A 322-nucleotide genomic window follows, 5' to 3' on the forward strand; every position below is an offset into this window, starting at 1 on the left:
GACGAGCAGCACCAGCATCACGTCGATCAGCGGGGTCATGTTGATCTCCGCCATCGGCGCGGACGTCTTGTGGTGCTCGAGTCCGCCGAATGCCATGGTCGCTCCTTCAGGGCCGGTTCACGCGTCACAGCACGTGATCTTCGGAAGGTCGAGCCGGGTCGCATGCGTCATCAGCGGCGCGGTAATGATGAAGATGACGAGCAGCACCAGCATCACGTCGATCAGCGGGGTCATGTTGATCTCCGCCATCGGCGCGGACGTCTTGTGGTGCTCGAGTCCGCCGAATGCCATGGTCGCTCCTTCAGGGCCGGTTCACGCGTCA

General features: G+C 62.7%; 1 pseudogene. It reads right to left on the bottom strand.

The features are described from left to right. Window positions 1-135: 135 nt before the first annotated feature. Window positions 136-291 (bottom strand): annotated as a pseudogene (locus G3N96_RS38980) (biopolymer transporter ExbD); the annotation flags it as partial. Between the last annotated feature and the right edge of the window lie 31 nt (window positions 292-322).

The organism is Burkholderia sp. Se-20373, assembly GCF_017104705.1.
GTDB lineage: Bacteria > Pseudomonadota > Gammaproteobacteria > Burkholderiales > Burkholderiaceae > Burkholderia.